The 15,258-nt window shown below is 38.7% G+C and carries 21 protein-coding genes; 2 read left to right on the top strand and 19 right to left on the bottom strand.

Annotated features, from left to right (window positions below):
• Nucleotides 1-45 precede the first annotated feature (45 nt).
• From IAE20_RS03345 to IAE20_RS03415, 15 genes are all read right to left on the bottom strand, one after another.
• Nucleotides 46-429: a hypothetical protein gene (locus IAE20_RS03345; protein ID WP_200481106.1), complete on the bottom strand. Its 384-nt coding sequence runs from the start codon at nt 427-429 to the stop codon at nt 46-48.
• Nucleotides 430-735: 306 nt separating this feature from the next.
• Entirely contained in the window at nt 736-1,278 is a 543-nt protein-coding gene (locus tag IAE20_RS03350; protein WP_200481107.1) for a hypothetical protein, read from the bottom strand.
• The gene (locus tag IAE20_RS03355) at nt 1,278-1,829 is read right to left on the bottom strand and encodes a glycoside hydrolase family protein (RefSeq protein WP_200481108.1); all 552 of its coding nucleotides are present in this window, start codon (nt 1,827-1,829) and stop codon (nt 1,278-1,280) included. Before IAE20_RS03355 ends, IAE20_RS03350 begins: the two co-directional genes overlap by 1 nt.
• A complete protein-coding gene (locus tag IAE20_RS03360) occupies nt 1,813-2,085 on the bottom strand; it encodes a holin (protein ID WP_200481109.1) in 273 nt (90 codons plus the stop codon). Before IAE20_RS03360 ends, IAE20_RS03355 begins: the two co-directional genes overlap by 17 nt.
• 68 nt (nt 2,086-2,153) lie before the next feature.
• Nucleotides 2,154-2,540 carry a hypothetical protein gene (locus IAE20_RS03365; RefSeq protein WP_200481110.1) on the bottom strand — a complete coding sequence of 129 codons (387 nt, stop codon included), beginning with the start codon at nt 2,538-2,540 and terminating at the stop codon, nt 2,154-2,156.
• Nucleotides 2,540-5,008, bottom strand: a complete 2,469-nt coding sequence (locus IAE20_RS03370) for a pyocin knob domain-containing protein (protein WP_200481111.1) — start codon at nt 5,006-5,008, stop codon at nt 2,540-2,542. Before IAE20_RS03370 ends, IAE20_RS03365 begins: the two co-directional genes overlap by 1 nt.
• A 2-nt stretch (nt 5,009-5,010) precedes the next feature.
• On the bottom strand, nt 5,011-5,604 hold the full coding sequence (locus IAE20_RS03375) for a DUF2612 domain-containing protein (RefSeq protein ID WP_200481112.1): 594 nt from the start codon (nt 5,602-5,604) through the stop codon (nt 5,011-5,013).
• On the bottom strand, nt 5,597-6,778 hold the full coding sequence (locus IAE20_RS03380) for a baseplate J/gp47 family protein (RefSeq protein WP_200481113.1): 1,182 nt from the start codon (nt 6,776-6,778) through the stop codon (nt 5,597-5,599). The genes IAE20_RS03375 and IAE20_RS03380 overlap by 8 nt, the downstream gene beginning before the upstream one ends.
• Complete coding sequence (locus IAE20_RS03385; RefSeq protein WP_200481114.1) at nt 6,778-7,134, bottom strand: hypothetical protein; 357 nt, start codon at nt 7,132-7,134, stop codon at nt 6,778-6,780. Before IAE20_RS03385 ends, IAE20_RS03380 begins: the two co-directional genes overlap by 1 nt.
• Before the next feature lie 42 nt (nt 7,135-7,176).
• On the bottom strand, nt 7,177-7,887 hold the full coding sequence (locus IAE20_RS03390) for a Gp138 family membrane-puncturing spike protein (protein ID WP_200481115.1): 711 nt from the start codon (nt 7,885-7,887) through the stop codon (nt 7,177-7,179).
• Complete coding sequence (locus tag IAE20_RS03395) at nt 7,887-8,855, bottom strand: baseplate hub protein (protein WP_200481116.1); 969 nt, start codon at nt 8,853-8,855, stop codon at nt 7,887-7,889. The genes IAE20_RS03390 and IAE20_RS03395 overlap by 1 nt, the downstream gene beginning before the upstream one ends.
• Nucleotides 8,852-9,151, bottom strand: coding sequence for a phage baseplate plug protein (locus tag IAE20_RS03400; RefSeq protein ID WP_151981686.1), 300 nt, complete (start codon nt 9,149-9,151; stop codon nt 8,852-8,854). The genes IAE20_RS03395 and IAE20_RS03400 overlap by 4 nt, the downstream gene beginning before the upstream one ends.
• A 1-nt stretch (nt 9,152) precedes the next feature.
• On the bottom strand, nt 9,153-9,782 hold the full coding sequence (locus IAE20_RS03405; RefSeq protein ID WP_200481117.1) for a phage baseplate protein: 630 nt from the start codon (nt 9,780-9,782) through the stop codon (nt 9,153-9,155).
• A gap of 50 nt (nt 9,783-9,832) precedes the next feature.
• Nucleotides 9,833-10,237 carry a type II toxin-antitoxin system HicB family antitoxin gene (locus tag IAE20_RS03410; protein WP_200481118.1) on the bottom strand — a complete coding sequence of 135 codons (405 nt, stop codon included), beginning with the start codon at nt 10,235-10,237 and terminating at the stop codon, nt 9,833-9,835.
• 39 nt (nt 10,238-10,276) lie between these two features.
• On the bottom strand, nt 10,277-10,459 hold the full coding sequence (locus IAE20_RS03415; RefSeq protein ID WP_200481119.1) for a type II toxin-antitoxin system HicA family toxin: 183 nt from the start codon (nt 10,457-10,459) through the stop codon (nt 10,277-10,279).
• A 330-nt stretch (nt 10,460-10,789) separates the two neighbouring features.
• On the opposite strand from IAE20_RS03415, the gene IAE20_RS03420 reads away from it, so the two are divergent.
• Together IAE20_RS03420 and IAE20_RS03425 are read left to right on the top strand one after the other, a co-directional pair.
• Nucleotides 10,790-11,110, top strand: coding sequence for a hypothetical protein (locus IAE20_RS03420; protein ID WP_200481120.1), 321 nt, complete (start codon nt 10,790-10,792; stop codon nt 11,108-11,110).
• A gap of 1 nt (nt 11,111) precedes the next feature.
• Complete coding sequence (locus IAE20_RS03425; protein ID WP_200481121.1) at nt 11,112-11,477, top strand: hypothetical protein; 366 nt, start codon at nt 11,112-11,114, stop codon at nt 11,475-11,477.
• A gap of 4 nt (nt 11,478-11,481) precedes the next feature.
• On the opposite strand, the gene IAE20_RS16745 is transcribed toward IAE20_RS03425, so the two are convergent.
• The 4 genes from IAE20_RS16745 to IAE20_RS03445 all read right to left on the bottom strand — a co-directional run bounded on the left by IAE20_RS16745 (nt 11,482) and on the right by IAE20_RS03445 (nt 15,249).
• Nucleotides 11,482-14,259 (bottom strand): hypothetical protein, encoded by a 2,778-nt coding sequence (locus IAE20_RS16745; RefSeq protein ID WP_227610750.1) that lies wholly within the window; start codon nt 14,257-14,259, stop codon nt 11,482-11,484.
• Nucleotides 14,260-14,271: 12 nt separating this feature from the next.
• Nucleotides 14,272-14,442, bottom strand: a complete 171-nt coding sequence (locus IAE20_RS03435) for a hypothetical protein (protein ID WP_200481122.1) — start codon at nt 14,440-14,442, stop codon at nt 14,272-14,274.
• Between the two features lie 142 nt (nt 14,443-14,584).
• On the bottom strand, nt 14,585-14,737 hold the full coding sequence (locus IAE20_RS03440; RefSeq protein ID WP_200481123.1) for a DUF6889 family protein: 153 nt from the start codon (nt 14,735-14,737) through the stop codon (nt 14,585-14,587).
• 35 nt (nt 14,738-14,772) lie between these two features.
• Complete coding sequence (locus IAE20_RS03445; protein WP_151981676.1) at nt 14,773-15,249, bottom strand: phage tail assembly chaperone; 477 nt, start codon at nt 15,247-15,249, stop codon at nt 14,773-14,775.
• Between the last annotated feature and the right edge of the window lie 9 nt (nt 15,250-15,258).

The raw sequence follows: 15,258 nt of genomic DNA on the forward strand, positions 1-15,258 counted from the left end.
GCGAATTACAATAAAAAAGTCATTTTTATATTTATATCTGAGAAACTATATCCCCTTGAGCTCTCTATCATCTAAAATGTTAGGTTGTCCCAGTGAAAAGACCTTTGATGTTCTCTTGTCCTTAACTTCCCGATTGATCCCCAATTTATAGCTAATAGTGTGTGAAAAAATCCCAGTTAAGGTTGATGAAATAAACATTGCAACTATTTCAAAACACGGATTTATAATAAAGATTGGAATAAATAAGGTTGAGTTTAAAATCAGAATAATTTTGCTTTTTTTATAATAAAAGTGGATAAATAGACCAAAAATAAGTGATGTAGAAATCAAATTAAGATATTTATCTATATGCATAAAATGTAAAAAAATTATTAGAGAGCATAAAGAAACTATTGAAATTAAAAAAGCTAAAATATTTTTTAAAGACATTTAATTTCTCCTAATTGAATTAAGATGATCCTCCCTCGGCCCCCTGAGGGAGGATCGTTAACACATCAATTTATAATCTGAGATTCTTTTATATTATTAAGAAGTTTTATATTAAAAATTCAATCTTTATTCTTGATGAAGATCTCTTAATTAATTTTTCAGATTTCTGCCTAATACTAAAGAAGCCTTTTTGATGTGCTGGAAAAAATTATAGTCTTCTTTGGCTTACATTAAAGAAGCTAATGGCTTACATGATTGTAAGATATTACTTACATTTGTACATTAAATAATCAAAAATAACTTTATTTAATTGAAAGAATCTACTAAAGGCCATGCATTGCTCAATCGCTCTGCATCAGCTGCGTGTTCATCAGCTTTTTGTGCCACGTTTCTATATTCTGTGATGCAACTTTCGAGTATGTCACTTGAGGAATCGGCGTATTCAATAACGGTTTCTCTGGAAGCTGAGGACAAACGTTGTTTTGCAATGCTGAGTTGCTTTGACAAGCTGTTAGCAGCAGATTGAGCAGCACTAGCATCAGACTGAATTTGCTTAATTTTAACATTGTAGTTTTGCTCCGCTTTTGTGATTTGTTCTGCCCACCTTCGTTCTTGTTGAGCAGCTTGGACTTTAGAATTTTCAGCAGCTAATTGTTGCTGTGTTACGGAGTCTGTATGTTGTTGTTTGAGAGTTTTAATCTGGCCTGCAAGCTTATTTACTTGGCATGACTGAAATAAGCAGCAAATCAATAAAATGATGATTAAAACCCAGCGCTTGTTTTCTAGAATCCATTTAATGCAGACGTAAAAAAAGCGCTTTAATGCGCTCAGTATTGATAACCAGATCATTAGTTAGCTCCTAGACATTTACTGTGTCTTTCCATTTGTCGCGCCCACACACCAGCGCAGCGCTTATTACCTGGTGCACTGCAATCAAATCCACCCGAATATTTGTACTTTAGAAGCGAATCGCAGGCAGCTTTATACTTACCAGTCTTCAAATTTTTAAGCATGGAAGAACTTGACCAGTTACCGATTCCAAACTGATAAACAAAGTCTGTGTAAGCATCATATTCATGCTGATAGATCGGGATGTTTAGAATTGTTTTATTAAAGCCCTGTGCTTCTTTATCAATATGTTTTCGCAAAAAGACCATTCCTTGTTCTCGCGTTACTGCTGGATCTGTCAATTTTACTTTTTTCCCATCTGGGTAGACCGTGGTACCAAACGCAATAGTCGGAATATCATTTTTAGTTGGGATGATTGGCTTTGGTGTAAAACCTTCCTTTTGTGCTGTGGATTGTACTTGTATTTCGCTGGGTCCATATATAAAAACACCGCTGGTTATAGCAGCGGTGATCGTTGAACCTATTACGAATAATCTAGTCTTGCTCGACACGACATTCCCCTTTTAAATTTCTCATCCGCTGTTCATGCTCCGCTTTACGCATTGCAAGATCAATTTTTTCACGATTATTTTTTGCTATTGCAAAGTAGAGCTGAATTAACAAACCGATTACCGCGATGCATAATCCACCCCACGCGATTACATCTACTTTTGCTACAAATGCAAAAAAAGAAGCCAGCCCGCTTCCAGCAGTCACTTTTTGAGAAATAGCAACTGCGCTTGTTTCAATTGCTGATGTATCTGCCATCGATACCCCCTAATTTTGGCAATAAAAAACCGCTTATCGCGGTCCATTAAAATATTAACTTTTTCACTTTAAAGCGTCATAGCATAACGCCACATCTCGTCAACTTGCTCGTCAGTCAGATTTAAAATACTGAGCATGTATTTAACAGAGTCATTTGTACGCTCAAATTTTTCGGATTCATTGTATTCAATTTCAATACGAGTTTTTAATGCTGGATCTTCGATACTTGCAATCGACTGCTCAACTGTGTTCAGTAGATCATTTTCAAGTAACGCAAGTTTGAACTGTCGACGAGTCAGCGCAGTAAATTCTGCAAGCCGCAGCTGTTCTTTTTCTTCATCTGTTAGATAATTTTGAGGGTTTAAGTGACGATCGACCTCATCAGCAGTCATTTCAATCAAGTCATCTTCAAATGCAAAGACTTCGCCATTTTTTTGGCTTTTAAAATATTTCATTAACGTAACTCACTCCATTTTGTAAAACTACCATTTATCCGGTATGTTGAACCGTTTTGTACGATTGCCGATACTGGTTTAGATTGGTTATAACCGTCTTGGTTACCAATATTTGTCACTGATACTCCATCCAAAACAAGTTCAAATGATCCTGCATTATTCCAGTTTGCTGTAGTAACCATGATTTGTATCGGTTTACCCGTAGTATTTGTATATGTGGTATTTACCGCACGACTTGAAGTAACATCAGACCAACTTTGACCAACGCCGATTGCATTATTTGCAGTCGTCGTAATCGTAATATTTCCAGATCCATCAAAGTTAGCTGAACCAGAAACTGCGCCTGAGAGGGCTATATTGCGAGCTGTAGCCAATTTTGTGGCTGTAGCGGAGTTTCCGGTACAAGCTGATGCTGTTGCAGCATTACCTGAGGTTGATTGATTGCCCGCAGTATTCACACCAGGTAAATTAATATTTGCTGTTCCATCAAACGACACACCACCGATTGTTCGCGCTGTTTTTAATTTTACTGCCGTTGCACTTGAACCCGTATCAGCAGTATTAACAGCTTGCACAAAGGCAGTTGTTGCAACATTTGTCGAATTGTCGGTTATTGCTTGTGTTGTAAAAGTCGGGGTTAGATTTATATTTGCAGTACCATCAAAACTGGCGGATGCCGTCATTCCATTGGCTGTTGCAGAAATAGTCCTTGCAGTTGCTAGTTTTGTTGCTGTAGCTGAATTTCCAGATAACCCACCGACAAAAGTTGGAGCAGTCACAGTCCCCAACATTGTAAAATTACCATTATGATCAAATTTTAATGCACTGTTATTGCCGTATTTAATGCAGAAATTACTGTTTGATGAATCATCAAATATCCCTATATTCCAAGTTCCAGTGTGACTAGGTGCAACGATATTAATTCGTTCATTAAATACGCCATCCTTTGCGCCATTTCTAGTGCCTATATTTAAAGTTCCATCAGTATTAATAGCGCCTTTAATGTATGCTCCGTTTGTTGGTACTTTTGCATCGTCACTGTACGAATTTGAAACAAGTAGGCTTCCCACTCTCACCCCACGAGCTGCACCGCCAGTTAAGAATGAAATAGGTTCTGAAGATGTGCTAACTACTTTGTCGAAAGAAATATTGCCCGAAACGTTCAAATTCCCTGTAACTGTCCCCCCTGCAAGTGGGAGCTTTGTTGTATCAGCAATGGTAATGTCTGAAGTGCCATCGAAACTGACATTATTGATCTTTCGAGGTGTCGTTAATTTTGCTGCGCTATTGATATTTGTAGAATCGACATACGCAATTTCGCGCCATTCGCTCCACACGTTTGAATAAGATCGTCTTACAAACTGACGGTTACTGTTGTAATCCGTAAATGTTTGTTTAACACCCGCATGCAACTCTATCAGCAATGAAAATGCTGTCGCCAATGGAACATTTGCAATGCTTGCAGCCGCTGCATTTGTGGAACAAGCATAGAAGCCTTCAACTAAATACGTATTTAGATCAGAATTCGCAGGAATAGAAGTAACTTTATTTAACTTATAGTCTTGTAAATACTTGCCTTGTGCAGCAGTAAGTGCCTGATCTGTAGCAGAACTCGTCAAAGTATTATTCAGTTGCACAACTCCAGTTTGAGTTGCTGAAGCTGAACGAATATTCTGCTGGGCAATTGCTGTAATCTGGCCCGCTGCATTGACTGAAATCTGTGGAATTTGAATCGTTGAAGCATATGTTCCAGCGCCTACGCCACTATTTGCTAGCGTTAAAATACATGAAGAATTCCCAGAGCCATCATATGAAAAAGATCCTGTTGCTGCCCCTGAAAAACTGACTGAACGAGCTGTTGCTAATTTTGTTGCTGTAGCCGCATTTCCAGATAATCCACCGACAAAAGTTGGAGCAGTCACAACGCCAGACGTTGAAATCGATGCTACATTTGTTGTGCCATTTTGAAAAATCCAGCCCCGCGTGTCGCTGGCAGTTATGCAATTAAAATAAACTGCCCATTGACCTGAAACTGCTCCATGTGTCCCAAAAGATGCAGTCTGAGCAAAATACATTCCGTAGTTTGGTTTACCGCCTTGAGCGCCAGCATATAAAGAAAGACCAAGGCCTAATGTCCCATCTTTATTATTAATGGCCAATTCTGTTGCAGATAATGCTCCAGTCATAACGCCACCTGCAAGCGCAACTTTTTCATCCTGAAGCTTTTTACCCTGCTTTGCAGTTAATGGCTTCGTAGCATCATTTGTGGTTAGATTATCAACCAGTTCATTATGACGAATATAGTTTTCGTCAATAATTTGATTAATAGATATTGTTAGTTGGTTAAAGAGAAAATTAAACCATTGTCTTGCAGGTTTTAAGTTGACTGGAAAACCATCTTCTAAATTTAAACCATCTGTATTTTTTTGCCCGTCTTTTGAAAATTCGGGTAATTTATTTACTGCCATAATTAAATGCTCTCAATAATTAGCTGGACACCTGCGGGTAAAGGGAAAAATAGTTGGACAAGAATTCTGTCTGAATAAGATTCACGTGTTAAAAATTTAAAAGTCACAGACATGTCATTGTTATCAATCACTTTGAATTGATCATGATTAAGAACAAGCTTGAATATCTCTTTTGTGTCATCAATATTGCCTGTGCTTCTGTTTTTTAAAATTTTTGCTTTTATGAGACTTTGCAAGAACTGACCTTTGGGCACAAGACCGCCAGTACCTGATTGTCCAGATTCACGAAAATACCCTCCAATATCTGGATCATCTGTCTCTCCAAATGTGAGCGCATTCACTTGGTCAATAAAGCCAAAATATTCAAGCTGTGCCGCACCTGGAATAATTAACGGCGTACCTGTCCAACGTGCTAGAGTTTCAAGATATGGATCTGTTGCGGTATCAACATCGTAATGACTATGCAAATTATTCAAAAAATTAAAGCAGTCAACTAACGGGGAATTAACTGCTTCAATCATTGCAATAAATTTTGCTTTTGAGCGATGTTGACTGGTGATTAACTTTTTATAATCGCCGATGGTTTTATCATCCACTGGTCACCTCGATCTCAATAAGCGAAGGATCACAAAAAGCAACGCACCCGAATGGCAGTATGTAATCGGTTGGATAGTTCACACCGTTGGCCACGATGATGATTGATGACACCTCATATGTCTGACTCTGTTCTGCACCATATAAATTAGCTGCGCCATAAAGTTTGTTCTGAGTTATCTTGTCACCGATATCTAACGCATTCACATATTCGGCCAATAACTTGCGTATAGAATCTGCTGTATCAGCACTATAAGACTCATTAGTAGTGATCTGTAGCTTAAAACTTACGTTCACTATGTTTGGACGATAAAATGCAATATTGATCGCATCCCCATAGCTATTAATTACGCTCACATTGGTATTGCCATACAAGGCACAACCCATGGATTTGTACTTGTGGATCAAGTTGCCAATCGCTTGTGAGTCACCTCCATATGCAATGACGCAAAGGGAGTTGGGGGGTAACCCGTTGGCATCTTGAGTTTTTAGATTGTTCTCAAAGTACTTACACCGTGTGACATTCGGTAAATCAAGAATTGCCCCCCTAAGACCGTCAGGCATCGATTGCGATGGAATCGACACAGACAAAGCCTGGCGTTGTCTAAGCTTTGCATTGGTTTCAACATCCTGACCAATTGATGAGGAGTTAGCATTGGCAACACTTTGCCAACCCCTAGTCGGCGTCAAAATAACAGTGACTGAATTAGCGGCTGCAAATACCGCACCAGCCTTTTCTGCAGTTGCTGAAACAACCACGAATCCTGAAGGGGGGATGGTAAGATTTAAAGGCAGTATCCACTTGTTATTGTTTTTATCTGCCACAATACCTGCACGAATTAATGTTCCAGATAAACCCGAAATCAATACATCAACCGTAGAATATGTTGCCAAGGCACGTGATATACCGTTGAGTTTTACATTGCGAGTCAAAGCTTCGGTATCTGCTATTTTTGGACTAAGAGAGTTGTATGTCTTCACGCAAGCAGCATTAACATCTGCGAAAGCTAATGACAGCACACCTAAAAACTGTCCATCCAGACTGTCATTTTCAAGATATACATCATTGCCATAAATGTTTTTATATTCTTGCTTCAGATAAGCGAGAATTTGATCATATGTGGGTCCTGTAATCCCATTCTCATCTATAATTGGTGCTACTGTGGTGAGTGCCATTAATCATACGCCCCTGTAACTGTTGTCTGCCCATAAATCGTATTCACAACCATAGAGACGATTAACTTTCTTGCCTCTGGATCTAACGAACTTTGGAATGATTCAATTGAAGTTACCCCATAGGTTTCTAAAACACGTTGACGAAAGGTCAACTCATATAAACTCTTGGACTGTTTACCTAGTATTGCTTGTGACCATCCAGTACCATCCGATGTATCTGCAAACCACTCACCAATCCAAAGCTTTAAACGTGTATCAATCGCTTGGGCTATTGCCTCTGCACTATCAATATGAAAGTTATTTAGCCCATACCCAAAGCTATAATCACCCTGTTCATCTTGTTTTCTATAACGCATAAAAAAAGCAGCCTTTCGACTGCCCCTCACAATGTGATTGGATTATTTTGGATTCCCAGTATCAGAGCCACCGCTTTGGACATTTCCATGTTTATGAGTAGCGAATTCAATGCCGCTTATTTTTGCCCCGCCTGATAACTCAGATTTACCAGATACTGTCATACCGCTCTGCATCGTTGAAGCACCTGCAACTTGCAATGTCTGTTGCATCTGTACAGGGTGATGGAATACTGATTTGGTTCCAATAAAGTGGATTTCTCCATCTGGGGTTATTTGAATCTTGCATGTATTGGCATCATTACGGATTTCAAGATTGTCAGTAGAAATATTACTAATTTTCTTAGTCTGAGATTGAGGTCTAAAGAATGCAAAGCCATCTGATAAATCGTGTTTGCGCATATCAAATGGGTTTTGTAGTCCACCAGATTGCCACCATAAATCAATATTCCGATCTGCAAATGACACTAAACATTCATCCCCTTTTTGAATCGGATGTGTAATGGTAAAGCCACCTGCGCATGGAAACATCACTGGCACATCTTCAATTACTGGCAACTCAACAGTTTCAATGTCACCAGATTCTGTGCGAATTGGAATTTTGATGAGCGGCTGAACGTTCACTGTCACAGCCTCAGAATTATAACTATCTACCTCACACGGCAAGGCAGTCCAAAGATTAGCCAATTCAGACCGAATAGCATCTTGAATGATAGAGAGTTGGTCGGGTGAAAGTTCGTTTAATGTTAATGCCATTAGTTTGACTCCACTGATTCAACAGTAATACCCGATTTAGGAACTACTGCATCTATGCCAATGCAAACCAGATCGGTATACCAGTCATTCCCTCTGGTATCTCCATAATGCTCAACCGATCTTATAAGAAAAAGGCCACCTGCATTGGTGGCCATTCTAGGATCTTTTTGGGCTTGATCTACTTCTTGGCCACCATAGGAAATATCGTATCCCTCAGTTTGTAGATTGCTCATATCTACTTGAACACGCCCACCCCATTTCATTTTTGGATTAAGTAAGCAAGTCACTTTGAGACCATCACTGGTAAGTTGCGGCATACCCACCATACCGGTTTTGGCAGTAAGGATTTGTACGGGTACAGGAATGTAACTAGCCACCGGTGCAATGTTTAATGTGTCATCTGAGAAGTCGATGAGCATATTATTTTCTTCATAGAATTGACGTAAATTCCGTTCTAGCGAGCCAAAGAATACGCGGCCGCGTGGATATTGTTGTTGTCTTAGCTCAACGAGCTCACCATTTTCTATACCTTGCTTATTTGCCTCAGCAATTAGAATTTTTCCAGAATCGTTAATCGTTGTACCTGCAGGTATACACTGGTTAACTAAAGCTGTGCTTTTAAGCTTGTCACCTGATTGAGCTAAAATACACAACCAAGTATCAGTTGGATTATCTCGTCCACGGCGGTATTGAAAAACTCTTCCTTTAAACACTACCTCCATAGGCCCAAGCAAATAACCACACTCCAAAATTACAGTGGTATCAATGCGCTCATTGTTTACACCTGCCAAGCGATTCATGGTTGATTCACTCATGTTATAAATATAAAACTCAGCGGCTTTGGGTGTGGATTGAGTGGCCTGTCCTACATGAAAGGCTATCTTAAAATCAGATAAATCTAATGCTTCTGGTTGACCGTTATTTATCTGAACCGTTAATTTACATTTTCGTTCCCATTGTAAAGTCATGCCGGATCACTCCAATATAATTGAATTTTAGAACCTAGATCATAAAAACCTTGAGACTCGTCTTTATTGGAGTTGGTCACAAATAATGAACCTTTGATTAAATGTTGGTGCTGCTCAAGTAGATCGATACCAGAATTCAAAGCTAAGCCAGAGATAATCTTATTTTCAGACCCATCCATCACATCAATAAACCAAGCATCTAATCGATAAATAAATTGAAGTTTATAACTGATCTTATTTAATTGAACGTTAAACTTTTGGTTACCTGTGCTTAAGGGTATTTCATAAGTAGCCATATCATCCACCAAAAATTCCCGTTGCCAACTTACTCAAAACAGACTCATTTACTTGCTTTGGTTGAACGGTTCCACCATTCGATATTGCCGCAGTAGCAGAAGGATTCGCTTGATTATCAAGTAGAACAATTGTCTCGGCTGATTGAACGAGAAAGACTTTTTTCAATGTCATTTCAATCATCAAAACGTTTTCAGTTTGCAAGTCTGTAGTGCAGCCAAGAGACTTGATCAACATATTTGTATATAAACGCTTTCCTGTTGATATGACCAATAGTACTTTCGAGTCTTGCAACTGCTGCAGTGTTTCGTAAACAGCCACAAGTCCTGTTGTTTCAGAAAGCAATGAATCTCCAACCAACCCATTCAACTTGCCAGCGCTTTCAGACCAACCTACTTTAATTGTGACTTCTGGCGGCTCTTTGTATGCATGATCTGACATAGGTGAGCCAACTTCGGTAGGATGATCGGTAATCACTAGCTCATCTTTGTGTTTTTCTTCAATCGTTACATCGGCAAACAACCCCATGATTGTGCGACCGCGTCCAGCAAGCAAGAGTGATCCAACCTTTTCTGTTAGTGTTGATGATACCATTGTGCTGAGTGCAGAATTTAAAACTGATGATATTGTCATTTTTCACCCATTAAAAAACCACCCGAAGGTGGTCTGTATTGTATTTTCAATCAACTATGCAAAAGTCTTTCTGCTCCCGCAGCTAAAAATGCAGATCGGGATTTAAACGACTTATCCTTAGCAACCCGATCATCAATTAGGCGAATTAAGCGGCTTGGTAAAGTAACATTTACTTTCTCTGATTTTCCAAGATAGCGACTAACATCAATATCAACTACAGCCCAGATAAAGCCCTGATATTCACTATCACTTAGATATTTGCTTGGTTCAGATGCAAACGGTATATCTTCGCCATCTTCAGCAAGAATTTCTAAATGCCCTGCAATCGCCTCTTTCACATTCTCAAGTGCTTCCTCAAATGTATCACCTGCTGAGAAGCAGCCCGGAATATCAGGAACAATCACACCAAAAGCTTCGGTTTCTGAGCCTTTTTCTACTGCAACTGGATATAACATAACTACCTACCTGAATGATTTAAGCCTGTGCAAGACAGGTCATTTAAGACCTGCTTGCTTCAAGATGCTCTTTTCAGTTTTGGTTGGCACATCCTTTTTGGGATGTGGGACTGTAACCAATCCCTTTTTTGTTGGATGCTTGAAGTGGTGATGACTCCCAGTAATCCTAACTAAATACCAACCATCTGATTCGATCATCTTGATTAATTCTAGGCTTTTCACTTCATTCCCTAACTAATCTCGATAAAACAATTATAACCCTAGAGTTATTAAATATCAATAACCCTAGAGTTATATTTTAAATTATTTAATTGTTATGTGGACAGATGTAAAACTACCAGAATGTGGTTTGTGGTATTTTGTTGAAAAAACTGATCTTACAAATACCATGAATGAAAAAATCAAAGACTTTGCGAAACCAGATTGTGAAAATCCAGTAATGGACATGTCTGAATTTTTTATAGAAAATTCACATTTTGTGCTATTGAGATATATTCCTATTAAATACGGAATTAGAGCTTTTTACACAATCATCAATTAAAGGGGGCTATTATGGGATTTTTCTCTTGGTTATTTAGCTCAAAAAAACCAGAAGAACCACCAATACCATCCAAAAAAAGAAAACGTGGTGAATATGGTTTTGAAGAAAGGTGTTTATATCACTCAAATGAATTGCAAAAATATAAACACTCAAATCTTAAAATAAAAAAGATCAAAATTATTGCTGATAAGGATAATCCTGATACTTGTACTGCAATCAAAAAATTAAGAAAGATACATCATATTGATGATGTTCCTGCAATTCCTTTAAGCAGTGAAAAATGTCAAAATTGTACTTGTTACTACGAACCAATAGTTTCGGAAAGATATTAATATGAAAAAACTAATCCTAATTACTCTTTTATGTAGTGCTAGCTTTGGGGTGCTTGCAAATACCGAGTGTGAAAAACTTGGTGAAATTTCCGACAATAATTATCAAGAATTAGATGCACTCGAAGTTATGGAAGTGTCAATTCAAAAAGGTTCCCGTGTTTATTTCCATAACGCACCGTCTAAAAGCTGTGTAATTAAACAAAAATTTGTTATTCCAAATGATCAGGTGATTGCTTATTACTCAATTAAAAACGAAGGTCTTGAGTGGATCTATGTTGTTTATACTGGGAAAAACAACATAAAAACCACAGGGTGGGTAAAAAAGAAATACTTTAAATTTATCAAAACCATTGCTATGGATGGTTGAATCCCTAAGCTATCGGTCCAACAGCACTCCTAGCCATGATAATGTTCGCATTTTCTTGACTTCGCTTGACTGCCTGAGCTGACGCTTGTGGATCTTTGGCACCATTGATAGTCATCTCGGTTTTGTATTCTTGGTGAATCGTAACCTGAGATGATTTGGTGTTTGAGTTAGTTTGATTCACCTGCTCCTTATTTGGATTGTTTATTGGGGGTGCAAAAGTTTGGATGTTTGGTTCAATAGTGCTTTTTGATGTCGGGAACACATTATCACCACCAACCCTTGATACCATCCCCTTCTTAACCCCCTCAGCAACCACCATACCCATCGCTAGTGCCTCAAACTCATCCTTAGTCATACTATTAATAATCTTGTCAGTTAAGCTAACACCACGCTTACCAGCCTCAGTATTAATTGTACCCTCATAAGCCTTGTAGTTTGTTTTTCCTGAATAGTCACTTACAGCATACTTTCTTAACATCTGCGGGACAGTTAAATTTCCAAAACTTTTCTTTAGAAGTTGTGATTTTGCAGCAGCGCCCAGTTCAGGTGTAGCGAATATTGCATTACCCCATTGATCCAAATCAACAACACCATCATATCTTTTTTGAACATCTGAAAGAGCTTTTTCCCGACTTCTCTTGGACTTAACTGTTTTATCAGCACTACCCTTGAACTCAAATTTAAGATTACCAGGATTATTGTTTCTCCAAGCAACTGTGCCTTTATCTCTGGTTTCGATTGAACCATCGGCCATTTGATAAGTTCTCTGCGTACCTTTTACGCTCAAAACCTTATTAATCGTGCTTGATAACTTTGTTGACTCGCTAACAGCGTTTTTAACCACCTGATCCACAGACTTCCCAACATTCACAACCGTTTCAACACTTTTTTGTGCAATTATCTTGGCTGCTTCTGCAGCCTTATCAAATACACTTTCATTGGATTCCTCTGGCTTAGGATCATACGCTTTCGGCGCAACCACACTGGCATTTGCTGATGGAAAAATAACATTACCCAATATATCCAAACCTTTACCAAGTATTTCTTTGGTGCCATCAACAACGGCTTTACTAGTAGCATTGATAACTTTTATCGTGTCAGAGGTTTCTTTTGGTGCTATAGGTGCTTCATCTTCTTCGGTATCACCATTGAATACATCCTTAATAGCACCCAAAGGATCAGCAAGAAACTTCTGAACAAACTTAATAGTGCGGTCTTTAAACTCACCCAGAAGATCTAAAAATCCTCGGATCTTATCCATCACCTTATCAATGCTTTTCGACCATTTACCCCATGGTAAAAATGAATCAGCTCCGCTTTTCCATTTATTGAAGTCTTTGATCAACCACTGTATTGCAGAGGCAAGCAATCCAATTAAAACAATTGCTCGACCAATCGGGGTGAATTTAAATACATTAAGTAACATGCGAAGTACTGGCATAAGTTTCTTCACACCAAAACTTAATGACAGCAAAGCTCGAATAAGTTTAAATGCGCCTTTACTTAAACCAATAATTCCACCCTTAGCAAAACCTAGAGATTTTCCTAAAACGCTAAATATGGACTTAACTCCTCCAAGCATTTTAAATATCTGAGATAACTTGGAAAAAGCGAAGCCGATCGCGACCACTTTTAAAGCGTTTTTTATAAAATCTTGAATTGAGGGATCAATCTCACTAAGCACAGAAATTATTTTGTTTTTTAAGTCAACGAAGTATTGCCCCACCTTCTGAATGAAATCTAAAGCTACATTTAATCCAGATGTCCATTTAGACCAATCAAATAAGGATTTACCACCTTCTTTCCATGTTTGGTAATCGTCATAGAGCAAAGCCAAAGCTGCAGCCAGGGCGATAATAAAACCAATTGGTGAAGCCAATAAGCTAAGGTTCAATAAGCGAACTAAACCTATCAATCCCTTTATCATTGGGATGAACTTAAACAGCAATCCAAATGTCTTAATAAACCCGCCCATGACAAGCGCAGCCATAGCAAAACGCAAGGCTATGCCAAGCATGTTTTTAATTTCAGGATTCAATTGACTAAACGCTGATATACCGGATTGGATTAACTGATTTAGCAATCGTAAGATAGGAGTAAGAGCCTTCCCAGCTTGCATGACAATAACTTGAAAACCAGTTTTGGTCATCATTGTTAAGTCGCGGTACTCGGTCATGAATTCATTGCCTGATTTTGTCAGATCATCATTTATGCCAAGCTGCTCTTGAATCTTCTGGTATTTCTCCATGTTCGATAAAAACTTGCCATCACGCATGGCCAGCAGCGTATTCTGATCGATACCTAATGAACTAGCGTAAGCATTCGCCTGATATGCTGGCATTTGAGCAAGCACACCGCTTAAGTCCTTCATAACCTCGACACGGTCGCGCATCTCACCATTAGTTTGCTTCGTGTTCACGCCAAGGCTGTTGATCATCCCCTCATAACCTGGGGAATTACGCATTTTTTCAGCTAATGATTCTAATGTCCCTAATGCGGTTTCAGCATTACCACCCATTTGGCTTATAGCATTACCAAAGGCGGTGATATTTGTCGCACTTGCGCCGATACGTTGAGACGAGAAATAAAGTTTATCTAATTCACTTGCTGTTTGCCGCACCGCAATAACTGCACCAGTAGCTAATGCCATCAATGCGCCTTTCAATGCTACAGCTTTTAATTCAACGCCTTTCATGGCATTTTGCATTTGGCCCAAACCGCTATTATCAGTTTTAAAACCCAATGCAACCATGAAGTTGCGGATCACACCTTCTTGTGCCATGAAATCACCTTACTAACCTGCAATATTTTTATATGCCAATCCAAATGCTGCTATCAGCGCTGCTATTCCAAAACATAAAGCTGCGATAATTGCCGCGTTTGCTAGTTTGTTACCTGCTTTATCAGCACCTTGTTCGCTCATTTTTCCATCTACCTTTATTCGGTTTTTGGGGTTATACTTCATATATATTCTTATCCTTACACACCTAAGGTTGAGAAACAGAAAAGCCAAGAACTGCAATTCTTGGCTTTTTGCTTTTAAAGTTCATTATTCACTTTTTCACAATTTGAAAAATCAACTTGAGTTGTTAAATGCAGTTTTACAACTACTTCGATTTACGCTCACGCTCTTCATTGATCAAATATTCATTGTCGGCAAAAACATCCAAAGCATCATTCATCAATGCAATATCAGCTAAATCGACTTTGCCATTTTTTAATGATTCAAATTTACACATACCCTTGATGACTGGCCGCATCAGCCAGTCTTCTTCACCAGGTAAGCTTTTATAATTTATGTGGACTGTGTTTGAATGCTCGATGCCTTCATAAGCAGCCCTTGAATAAAATTTGCCATACTGACTCGTATCACAGCGATGACAAGCGGCAAGATTTGCCCCATATCCAGATCATCAAACATGATTGACTGACCACGACATACAACAGCAGATCCGCGTTTAGTGACAGCTAGACATTTGTGAATAATATAATTCACATCATCTTCAGGCATTTTAGCGAATGCCTCCATAAACGGTTCGAGTGCTTGAGCAAGCGGTTGAAGACCACTTAAATCATTATTCTGATTCTCTTTTGCCTCATCGACATCCAGAGATTCAATAACCTTTGCAAGATCGCCTTTAGCTACTTCTGTGATGATTGGCATGAGTGTAGGGATGATCGGGGCTATTTTTCGGGATACATGAAACTGATCGAGCGCATTTAAGCGCCCGATCGAATACTCATGATCACCAATTAAGATGATTTCATTCATTTCAAATTA

The organism is Acinetobacter sp. S54 (assembly GCF_016624945.1).
Classification (GTDB): domain Bacteria; phylum Pseudomonadota; class Gammaproteobacteria; order Pseudomonadales; family Moraxellaceae; genus Acinetobacter.

Excerpts from the sequence above, each read along its gene's own strand:
- IAE20_RS03345 (WP_200481106.1), bottom strand. The coding sequence starts at position 429 with ATGTCTTTAAAAAATATTTTAGCTTTTTTAATTTCAATAGTTTCTTTA.
- IAE20_RS03350 (WP_200481107.1), bottom strand. The coding sequence starts at position 1,278 with ATGATCTGGTTATCAATACTGAGCGCATTAAAGCGCTTTTTTTACGTC.
- IAE20_RS03360 (WP_200481109.1), bottom strand. The coding sequence starts at position 2,085 with ATGGCAGATACATCAGCAATTGAAACAAGCGCAGTTGCTATTTCTCAA.
- IAE20_RS03365 (WP_200481110.1), bottom strand. The coding sequence starts at position 2,540 with ATGAAATATTTTAAAAGCCAAAAAAATGGCGAAGTCTTTGCATTTGAA.
- IAE20_RS03370 (WP_200481111.1), bottom strand. The coding sequence starts at position 5,008 with ATGGCAGTAAATAAATTACCCGAATTTTCAAAAGACGGGCAAAAAAAT.
- IAE20_RS03380 (WP_200481113.1), bottom strand. The coding sequence starts at position 6,778 with ATGGCACTCACCACAGTAGCACCAATTATAGATGAGAATGGGATTACA.
- IAE20_RS03385 (WP_200481114.1), bottom strand. The coding sequence starts at position 7,134 with ATGCGTTATAGAAAACAAGATGAACAGGGTGATTATAGCTTTGGGTAT.
- IAE20_RS03390 (WP_200481115.1), bottom strand. The coding sequence starts at position 7,887 with ATGGCATTAACATTAAACGAACTTTCACCCGACCAACTCTCTATCATT.
- IAE20_RS03395 (WP_200481116.1), bottom strand. The coding sequence starts at position 8,855 with ATGACTTTACAATGGGAACGAAAATGTAAATTAACGGTTCAGATAAAT.
- IAE20_RS03400 (WP_151981686.1), bottom strand. The coding sequence starts at position 9,151 with ATGGCTACTTATGAAATACCCTTAAGCACAGGTAACCAAAAGTTTAAC.
- IAE20_RS03405 (WP_200481117.1), bottom strand. The coding sequence starts at position 9,782 with ATGACAATATCATCAGTTTTAAATTCTGCACTCAGCACAATGGTATCA.
- IAE20_RS03410 (WP_200481118.1), bottom strand. The coding sequence starts at position 10,237 with ATGTTATATCCAGTTGCAGTAGAAAAAGGCTCAGAAACCGAAGCTTTT.
- IAE20_RS03420 (WP_200481120.1), top strand. The coding sequence starts at position 10,790 with ATGGGATTTTTCTCTTGGTTATTTAGCTCAAAAAAACCAGAAGAACCA.
- IAE20_RS03425 (WP_200481121.1), top strand. The coding sequence starts at position 11,112 with ATGAAAAAACTAATCCTAATTACTCTTTTATGTAGTGCTAGCTTTGGG.
- IAE20_RS16745 (WP_227610750.1), bottom strand. The coding sequence starts at position 14,259 with ATGGCACAAGAAGGTGTGATCCGCAACTTCATGGTTGCATTGGGTTTT.
- IAE20_RS03435 (WP_200481122.1), bottom strand. The coding sequence starts at position 14,442 with ATGAAGTATAACCCCAAAAACCGAATAAAGGTAGATGGAAAAATGAGC.
- IAE20_RS03440 (WP_200481123.1), bottom strand. The coding sequence starts at position 14,737 with ATGCGGCCAGTCATCAAGGGTATGTGTAAATTTGAATCATTAAAAAAT.
- IAE20_RS03445 (WP_151981676.1), bottom strand. The coding sequence starts at position 15,249 with ATGAATGAAATCATCTTAATTGGTGATCATGAGTATTCGATCGGGCGC.